General features: G+C 69.5%; 7 protein-coding genes. 3 read left to right on the top strand and 4 right to left on the bottom strand.

Annotation, left to right across the window (positions count from 1 at the left end):
* Positions 1-367: 367 nt before the first annotated feature.
* Together ABZS69_RS59025 and ABZS69_RS59020 are read right to left on the bottom strand one after the other, a co-directional pair.
* Positions 368-601 (bottom strand): hypothetical protein, encoded by a 234-nt coding sequence (locus tag ABZS69_RS59025; protein ID WP_355391157.1) that lies wholly within the window; start codon positions 599-601, stop codon positions 368-370.
* A 191-nt stretch (positions 602-792) separates the two neighbouring features.
* Positions 793-1,749 (bottom strand): TIGR03564 family F420-dependent LLM class oxidoreductase, encoded by a 957-nt coding sequence (locus ABZS69_RS59020; RefSeq protein ID WP_355391154.1) that lies wholly within the window; start codon positions 1,747-1,749, stop codon positions 793-795.
* A gap of 67 nt (positions 1,750-1,816) precedes the next feature.
* Between ABZS69_RS59020 and ABZS69_RS59015 the strand changes: the two genes are divergently transcribed.
* The 3 genes from ABZS69_RS59015 (at position 1,817) to ABZS69_RS59005 (ending at position 4,768) form a co-directional block, all read left to right on the top strand.
* Positions 1,817-2,374: a helix-turn-helix domain-containing protein gene (locus ABZS69_RS59015; protein WP_355391153.1), complete on the top strand. Its 558-nt coding sequence runs from the start codon at positions 1,817-1,819 to the stop codon at positions 2,372-2,374.
* Between the two features lie 601 nt (positions 2,375-2,975).
* Positions 2,976-3,743 carry a glucose 1-dehydrogenase gene (locus ABZS69_RS59010; RefSeq protein ID WP_355391150.1) on the top strand — a complete coding sequence of 256 codons (768 nt, stop codon included), beginning with the start codon at positions 2,976-2,978 and terminating at the stop codon, positions 3,741-3,743.
* Positions 3,744-4,147: 404 nt separating this feature from the next.
* Positions 4,148-4,768, top strand: a complete 621-nt coding sequence (locus tag ABZS69_RS59005; protein WP_355391147.1) for a hypothetical protein — start codon at positions 4,148-4,150, stop codon at positions 4,766-4,768.
* Between the two features lie 92 nt (positions 4,769-4,860).
* Here the strand turns inward: ABZS69_RS59005 and ABZS69_RS59000 are convergent, their stop codons facing one another.
* Complete coding sequence (locus tag ABZS69_RS59000; protein WP_355391144.1) at positions 4,861-6,360, bottom strand: M28 family peptidase; 1,500 nt, start codon at positions 6,358-6,360, stop codon at positions 4,861-4,863.
* Between the two features lie 156 nt (positions 6,361-6,516).
* Complete coding sequence (locus ABZS69_RS58995) at positions 6,517-8,016, bottom strand: M28 family metallopeptidase (protein ID WP_355391142.1); 1,500 nt, start codon at positions 8,014-8,016, stop codon at positions 6,517-6,519.
* Between the last annotated feature and the right edge of the window lie 109 nt (positions 8,017-8,125).

Genomic DNA, 8,125 nt, shown 5'->3' with positions numbered 1-8,125 from the left:
GATGTCTTGGAGTGACAGACCTCTTCTACAGCGGCTCCGCTGCTTTGTTCACTGTTCTTGACGAACAGCCCTCTCCCTTAACTGAACGGCGTTGGCTCTAGAACCCGCACACTGGATCGCGGCGCGGCGAACACGAAGAGCACGTCCGGGCATCGCCAAGGCTTTCCGCGAGCCGACCAGCGAGGCCGCGCCATACCGGACTTTCCCCGCCGGAGCGCCCTCCGGCACGTCGATCACGACCTTGTGACGATCGATGTGCCGGACAAGCGGGTCAGCATGTTCATCGCCGGGTTCGAGCACGCGCCCGCCATGGCATGACGATCCAGAAACGCGGCTCCACCGAACTTGGGACACGTCAGAGCCGACATCAATGCCAGACGGCTTCGTCCTCCAGCACGGTCACCAGTCCGCCTCCCCCAAGGGGTTCGCCGCACGCCGCGCGGACGATCCGCGTCTCGACGTCGGCACCGCACGTGTGCAGGAACCGCGGTGCGGGCGGCGGGTCCTGCAGGTGCCGGAAACCCGATCTGCCCGCGTCGTACGCGCTCGGCGCGTCGGGTTTCGCGCTGCTGGCCGGAGTCGGGGTGTAGGGCTTCGCCATGCTGTGGCCGGCACTCGCTGCGGCGCTGACCGTACCGGCTCGCAAGCGTTCGTCTGGTTCGCCGTAATCCTCAACACGCTGCTCGTCGTCGCATGGGCCGTGGTGACCTGCCGCTCACTGCGCCACGCCGCCACGCACGCGAGGTGAGCTGAAGAGACGGGCGCGACAACCGGGCCCTCGGCTCCCGAAGATCACCGATAACCCCCCTGACTCCCCTTCTGAGCAGTCGAGAGAGCCCACGGGGCCGTGGCGAGCCGGTCGCGGACGAAGGCGAGGGTGCGGGCCTGGTCGTCCTCGTCGCCGGCCGGGCTCACCAGGAAGTCCGTCGTGCCCGCCTCCGCGAACCGGCCGATCTCCTTGTCCACCATGCCCTCGTCCCCGGCGATGACCGTCTCGTGCAGCCCCGACAGTCCTTGCAGCTCCAGCAGGGAACGGTAGCTGGCGAAGCCCGCCGCGAAGCCGAGCCGCTCGGCGACCTGGTCCCGTACCCGTTCCGGATCGTCCGTGACCGCCACGAGGGCGGAGGCGACGATGCGCGGAGCCGGGCGGCCGGCCGCCCGGGCGGCCTCGGTGATGCGTGGCGCGATGTGACCGGCGATGGCGGCCGCGCCGGTCCAGGTGGTGACCGTGCCGTCGGCCAGTTCGCCCGCGATGCGTAACATGGCGGGGCCGAGCGCCGACAGCAGGACGGGCGGCGGGGTGGTGCCGGGCACCTCGACCTGGCCGGAGACCGAAAGGGTCTCGCCGTGGTACTCGACCGCCTCGCCGCGCAGCAGCGGCACCAGCACGCTGAGGTACTCGCGCGTGTGGCGGGCGGGCCGGTCGAAGGACAGTCCGTACGAGCCCTCGATGATCTGCCGGTGGCTGGTCCCGACGCCGAGGGTGAACCTGTTCCCGCTGATCGCCTGCGCCGTCATGGCCTGCACGGCCAGGGCGAGGGGATGCCTGGGGTATGTCGGGACGACGGCGGTGCCGACCTCGATGCCCGGGACCTCCCGTGCGCCCAGTGCCGCCACGTTGATCGCGTCCAGTGACGTGAGCTGGGCGAGGAAAGCACTGCTGAGCCCGGCCTCCGCGGCGGCGCGCAACCTGCTCAGGAGGGTGTCCAGGTCCATGCCAAAGGTGTTGAGGTAAATGCCGATGCGCATATCGCCTCCTAACATGAAGCGGACCTTCCGCTTCATGTTCAACAACGACGTACAGTAACCTGAATCCGTGATTCCGAATAGTGCGCGAGCACCCATGCGGGCCGATGCCCGGCGCAACCGCGAGCGCATCGTCGGGGCGGCGCTCGGCCTGTTCGCCGAGCGCGGGGCAGGCGTGTCAATGGAGGAGATCGCCCAGGCCGCCGACCTCGGCGTAGGCACGCTGTATCGCCATTTCCCCGATCGCCGCGCCCTGATCGAGGAGATCGCGCAGAGCACGCTGACCGCCCTGCGTGACCATCTCCGGGCTGGCGCGGCCGAGCAAGTGCCACGTTGGGAGGTGCTGCTGAGCATGGTGCGCCACTGCGCCGGGCGGCCCCTGGCGCTGCTCAGTTCGCTGCCGGAAGCCTCGCCGCAGTCGGACACGCGCCAGGGGCTCGTCCGGGAGATCGACAGTCTGCTGGGGGACCTCGTCGAGCAGGCGCAGCAGGAGGGCAGCCTGCGTCGCGACCTCACGCCGGAGCAGGTCATCAGGCTGCTCAACGTCGTCATCTGCCGTCCCGGCGCCCGCGCCGACGACCCCCTCACCACGGTCATGCTCGACGGGCTCAAGGCACCCGCCCCGTAGCGGCCGGCGGCCCCATACGTTCGCTGCCCCGCCCCGCCTCAGCGGACGACGTCGCCGAGGTCCTGGCCGAGATCTGCACCTGGCGGCCACGCAAGAACCTGCCGCCGGACCGGCTACGTGACCGGTCCTGTTCGAGACCGCACAGGAGCCTGTGGATAGGCCCGGAACCATTCCGGGGCAGCCCGACGCTGCCGCAGTTTCTCGCCAGCCTCGCGCGGGGCGGCGCGACGGTCTGGCCCATGCTCTGCGGGGTCGTCGGTGCCCGTGCCGATCGCTCGTGCTCCATGCAGCGTACCCAGGCGTCCTGCCACCTCGGCCAGTTTCGTTCCTCGACGCCGAGTGCGCCCACGACGGCGAGCAAAAGCTCGGGCCTCGGGCGCCGGTTCGTGCCGTTGATGACCGCGTTCATGGTGGTTCCCGAGTACGAATTCCGCTCTCGGGCACCCGGTCTATCCGCCAACTTGGACCTCTGCCGCTACGGGTGTGTTCCTCCAGTTCAGGGGCATGGCCTGGCATGACGGATTCTTCCGGCACCAGATCATGAACAACCCGCCGCACTTGCCTCAGACGCGGCGGGGACGAGGCAGGGGGCGGGGGCGCGATGAATCGACGGTTCGCAGACAAGGTGGTCGTGGTCACCGGTGGCAGCAGAGGGATCGGAGCCGCGGTCACGCAGCGACTGGCGGCCGAGGGCGCGACCCTCGCCATCGGCTACCGTTCCGAACGCCCCGCCGCCGAGGACCTCGTTTCACGTCTGACCGCAGGCGGCGGTCAGGCGATCGCCGTGCAGGCCGACGTGATCGACCCGGCGCAGTTGGGCCACCTGATGGATGAGGCCGTCGCCGCTTTCGGGCACCTGGACGTACTGGTCTCCTGCGCTGGCATCGAGCACTTCGGAACGCTGCAGGAGTTGACTCCCGCCGACTTCGACCGGGTGTTCGGCGTCAACACCCGTGGACAGTTGTTCGCCGTCCAGCACGCCGTGCGGCACATGCGCTCGGGCGGCCGGATCGTGCTCACTTCGTCCGTGAGCGCCTCCCGGGCGGTCTTCCACCACACTCTCTATGCGGCCAGCAAGGCGGCCGTGGAGGCGATGGTGCTCAACCTCGCCGCGGAGCTCGGCAAGAGAGAGATCACCATCAACGCCATCGCTCCCGGGGGTACCGCCACCGACATGGCCGCCGAACACGCCAAGTCCTATCCACACCCAGATCTCGGCCTGCCCTTGGAAGCCTGGATGCGAACGCACATCGCTCTTCGTCGGCTGGCCGAGCCGGAGGAGATCGCCGCTGCCTACGCCTTCCTGGCCAGCACCGACGCCTCGTACCTCACAGGCCGCACGCTGGCCGCCGACGGCGGCTATTTCTGATGCCTACCCCTGGTGGACGCAATGACGGAACCCGGCACAGCTACGGATGCGTGCCATGAGGTTTCTCCTCAGCCGGGCAGTTCGGGAGATACTGGGCGGCGCCGAGGTGCGCACGGTCGAGAACGTGCTGGACCGGCTGGAGTCTTACATAAGCTGACCGCTCCGCCGCCACCGAGTCGACCGCTCTTCCGCCACGCGCCGCTGCGGCGTGATCGCGCCATCGTGCGGCGCAGTGCAGGGAAATCGAGGCCGTGTCCCAATACATCCGCGTCGCGTGGATGCCGGACCCGCTGTTCCTCCCCTGACCAGTCAGGAAGACCGGATCCCTTCGGGTTGACCTTGACGCGACGTCAACGTGTCTAATCGGGGCTGACCGAGCCCGGAGAGCCGAGAGTGGGGGACCGATGGTCAGAGCCGTGCTGCGGATCGTGGTGTTCGAGCTGAAAGGCCTGTTCGCCATCGGGCAGTGGCTGGTGCGGCGCCGTCATGGCGTGCCCGCGGGGGCGACCGTCGTGACGTACACGAAGGCGCAGACGTTCATGTTGTCGCTGATGATGTTCGCGATGGCGGTCGAGACCGTGGTGGTCGATCTGCTGCTGGTCGCGCTCGACGTGCCGGCGTGGCTGCGGTTCGCGGTGCTGATCGCCGACGTGTACGGGCTCCTGTTCGGGGTCATGCTGGCCGCCGCCTGTGCCACCAGGCCGCATGTCATCACCCCTGGCGAACTGCGGATCCGCTTCGGCGTGTACTTCGACGTACGCGTACCCGTCGAGCGGATCGCGGCGGTGCGGACCAGCCGCAACTACAACGAGAGCGGCATGGTCACCGTCAAGGACGGGCGGCTCGGGGTGGCGGTCTCCTCGCAGACGAACATGACGGTCGAGTTGACCGAGCCCGTCGCCTTCGTGCGCCCGTTCGGGGGCCGGGGTGAGGCGACCTCGATCCGGTTCTTCGCGGATGAGCCGGAGAAGGTGGTGGCGGTGTTGCGTGGTGATCGGACGGAGAGGACCGCGGAGCCTGCCTGATCGGGGGCGGGGGACCGGGTGCCGAGGAAAGGGCGGGCCGGACCGCGAGGGGGTGCGGGCCGGGTCTGGTGCGACCCGGCCCGCCCCGGCCGTCAGCGGGTGATCTTGACGTCGTCCACGCCGGCCTCCACCAGGGAGGCGCCCGAGGCGTCGGCGGCGTCGATGAGGATGCGGACCGTCTGGCCCGCGAACGCGTTCAGACTGGCCGTCGCGGTGGCCCAGGCGCCGTTGCGGTTCGAGGCGGCGCCCGCCTGGTTCAGGACTGTGGTCGTGGTGCTGCCGACCACGCGGACCCGGAAGTAGTCGGCGCTGGAGGCGTTCGAGCCGTGCGCCAGATACCACGAGAACGACAGGTTCAGCGGCCCCGTGGACGGGAGCGTGATCGGCGGCGACTGGATCGAGGAGGCGCCGCCGTCGAGGTCGAAGTCACCGGCGGCGGTGCCCGCCAGGCGGCCCGTGACCAGGTCGTTCGTGCCGCTCACCGTGGTGCCGAGCTGCTTGGCGCCGCTGGAGGTGGTGTCCTCGGGGTCGCCCCGCTCCCACTGGCCGGTGGTGGCGGTGTCGGTGCTCGACGGGTTTACCGTCCAGCCGGTGGCCGTCTCGAACGTGTCCTGCCAGACCACGGCGGGCGGTACGGCGGTGGCGATCGTCCACACCGAGTACGCGATCGCGTCGGCGTTCCTGTCGAGCGCGGTGTCGTTGATGTTGGACGTCGTGTCGCAGGAGCGGTGGTAGCAGACGTCGAACGCCTGCCCGGCGGTGCCGCCCCACAACGTGGCCTGGGCCGAGCTCTTGATGCCCTCGGCACCGGTGAACGTGCCGCCCGCCGGGATGCCGACCGCGATGAACGGGCCGTAGTCCGAGCGCCCGTCGAAGTCGGTGCCCCGGGTCGGCACGCCGATCAACGTGAAGTAGTCCTGGATGACCTTCTCCAGCTCGGCGGATCCGGCCGGGCCGGGACCGGAGCCGGTGCCGTCCGAGTTGTCGCCGTCGTACACGAAGTATCCGGGGTTCGGGGAGCCGACCATGTCGAAGTTCAGGTACCCCTTGATCCGCGCCCGGTCCGCGGCCGGCAGGTTGTTCACGTAGAACTGCGACCCGCGCAGCCCCAGCTCCTCCGCGCCCCACCAGGCGAAGCGCAGGTGCTTGGCCGGCTGGAGGGCCTGGCGGGACACCTCTAGCGCGGTCTCCAGGATGGACGCGCTGCCCGAGCCGTTGTCGTTGATCCCGGGACCGGCGGTGACGCTGTCGAGGTGCGCGCCGATCATGAGGATGTCGTTGGGGTCCCCGCCCGGCCAGTCGGCGATGACGTTGTAGCCGGTGGCGCCGTTGTAGGTGAACGACTGGAGCGTGGTGGTGAAGCCCGCGGCGTCCAGCTGGCCGCGTACGTAGTTCGCGGAGGCCAGGTAGCCGGGGCGGCCGTGCGCCCGGTTGCCGCCGTTGGCGGTGGCGATGGACTGGAGTTGGGTGAGGTGGGCTTTGACGTTGGTGACGGAGATGTTCGGGGCCGCTGCGGCGGCCTGGGCCGGCAGGCCCGTCAGGGTGGTGATGGCCAGGGATAACGTGATTGCCGCGACGATGATCGATCGCATTGCGGCGCCTCCATCCGAGGGTCGAGGGTGGAAGATCCCGAGATGGTGCTCGTTGGAACCGGTGGTGCCAGTGCCGTGGTGCCGAAGTGCCGAAGTGCGGTGGTGCCAAGGTGGTGCCCGGGTGGGCAGGGGTGCTGCCCACCCGGTGTGGAGCCGTCAGGCGGCCGTCTTGGCGGCCAGGGGTGCCGCCGCGGCGGCGGTTCGCGGCGGGATGGAGCGCAGGTTGAAGGCGAACCGGGCGACGGAGTCCGCGATCGCGTCCAGGTCCACGTCCAGCGCCGTGTTGTTGATGTTGGCGGTCGTGTCGCACGCCTGGTGGTAGCAGGCGTCGTACGCGACCCCCGCCGTGCCGCCGAACATCGCCGCCTCCTCGGCCGTCTTGATGCCCTCGGCGCCGGTGAAGATCCCGCCCGCCGGGATGCCGACGTCGATGAACGGGTCGTAGTCGGAGCGCCCGTCGAAGTCGGTGCCGACGGTGGGCAGGTGGCGCGAGCCGTAGAAGGCCTCAAGCTGCTTCTCGATCTCGGCCGATCCGGGCGGCCCGGCCGGGGAGCCCTCGTTGTCGGAGTTGTCCCCGTCATACAGCTTGTACGCGTAGTTGGGCGAGGCCACCATGTCGAAGTTCAGGTAGACCCGGATCCGGTCCCGCTGCGCCTCGGACAGCGACGCGACGTACTGGTCGGACCCGAGCAGCCCGATCTCCTCGCCCGCCCAGAAGGCGAAGCGGACCTTGTTCTTCACCGGGAAGTGCGCCATCTGCTCGGCGACCTCCAGGATGGACGCGGAGCCCGAGCCGTTGTCGTTGATGCCGGGCCCGGCGGGCACGCTGTCGAGGTGGGCGCCGGCCATCACCACGTTGCGCGGGTCGCCGAAGCGGGACTCCGCGATCACGTTGTCGTTGGTGCCGAGCACGAGGGTGGAGTCCACCTTGAGCCGCACGGTCGCCCCGGCCGTGGCCGCCAGCTCGTTGCCGACCGCGAAGTCGGCGAAGACCATCGGGACCCCGGCCCGCCACTCACCGATGTCGAGCGGGAACGCGTCCGTCCGGCCCGGCTGGCCCTCGTTGAACACGATGATCCCGGACGCCCCGGCACGCCCCGCGTTGCGGATCTTCAGGGCGAAGGCACAGGTGCCGCGCTGGATGAGCGCGATCCGGCCGGCCACGAAGCCGGCGAAGTCGGACTCCTCGCAGCCGCTGGTCGAGGTGGGCGTCGGGGTCGGCGGCAGCGTCAGGTCCACGGCCTGGACCTGCGCGGTCACGTCACCCGCGGGGGAGGGCTGGAAGGAGAAGAAGTCCTCGTTCGGCACGTACGTCTTCGAGCCGGGCGCGGTGAGGTTGAGCGTGGGCGGGGAGTTCTCGGTCCAGCTCTCGACGAAGTTGATCGGCTGGAGGGTGACCTTGTATCCGGCCTTGCGCAGCTTGCCCGCCACGTAGTCGCGCGAGGCGTCGTAGCCGGGGGTGCCCGCCGCGCGGGTGCCGCCGTTGGCGGTCGCGATCGCCTGCAGGGCGTTGAGGTGCTTCTTGGCGTTCGGGCCCTTCACCTGCTTGACGAGCAACTTGGCGAAGACGTCGTCGAGGCCCCCGGCGCTGGCCGGGGTGGTCAGAGCCAGCGATAGGGCCAGTGCGGTGATCAGTGCGATGGCGATTCGACGCATGAGGGTTCCCCTGGTGGACGAATACGATGATTCCCCCGAGCCGCCACGTGAACGTAACCCGGCAGGGGATCACTGAGAAGGCCCACTAGTGCGTCAATATCCGGACAAA

Source organism: Nonomuraea sp. NPDC005650 (assembly GCF_040605375.1).
Classification (GTDB): domain Bacteria; phylum Actinomycetota; class Actinomycetes; order Streptosporangiales; family Streptosporangiaceae; genus Nonomuraea.
The sequence above is the reverse complement of the archived record's forward strand: the minus strand, read 5'-3'. Positions and strand labels throughout refer to the sequence as shown.

Excerpts from the sequence above, each read along its gene's own strand:
- ABZS69_RS59000 (WP_355391144.1), bottom strand. The coding sequence starts at position 6,360 with ATGCGATCGATCATCGTCGCGGCAATCACGTTATCCCTGGCCATCACC.
- ABZS69_RS59025 (WP_355391157.1), bottom strand. The coding sequence starts at position 601 with ATGGCGAAGCCCTACACCCCGACTCCGGCCAGCAGCGCGAAACCCGAC.
- ABZS69_RS59005 (WP_355391147.1), top strand. The coding sequence starts at position 4,148 with ATGGTCAGAGCCGTGCTGCGGATCGTGGTGTTCGAGCTGAAAGGCCTG.
- ABZS69_RS58995 (WP_355391142.1), bottom strand. The coding sequence starts at position 8,016 with ATGCGTCGAATCGCCATCGCACTGATCACCGCACTGGCCCTATCGCTG.
- ABZS69_RS59010 (WP_355391150.1), top strand. The coding sequence starts at position 2,976 with ATGAATCGACGGTTCGCAGACAAGGTGGTCGTGGTCACCGGTGGCAGC.
- ABZS69_RS59020 (WP_355391154.1), bottom strand. The coding sequence starts at position 1,749 with ATGCGCATCGGCATTTACCTCAACACCTTTGGCATGGACCTGGACACC.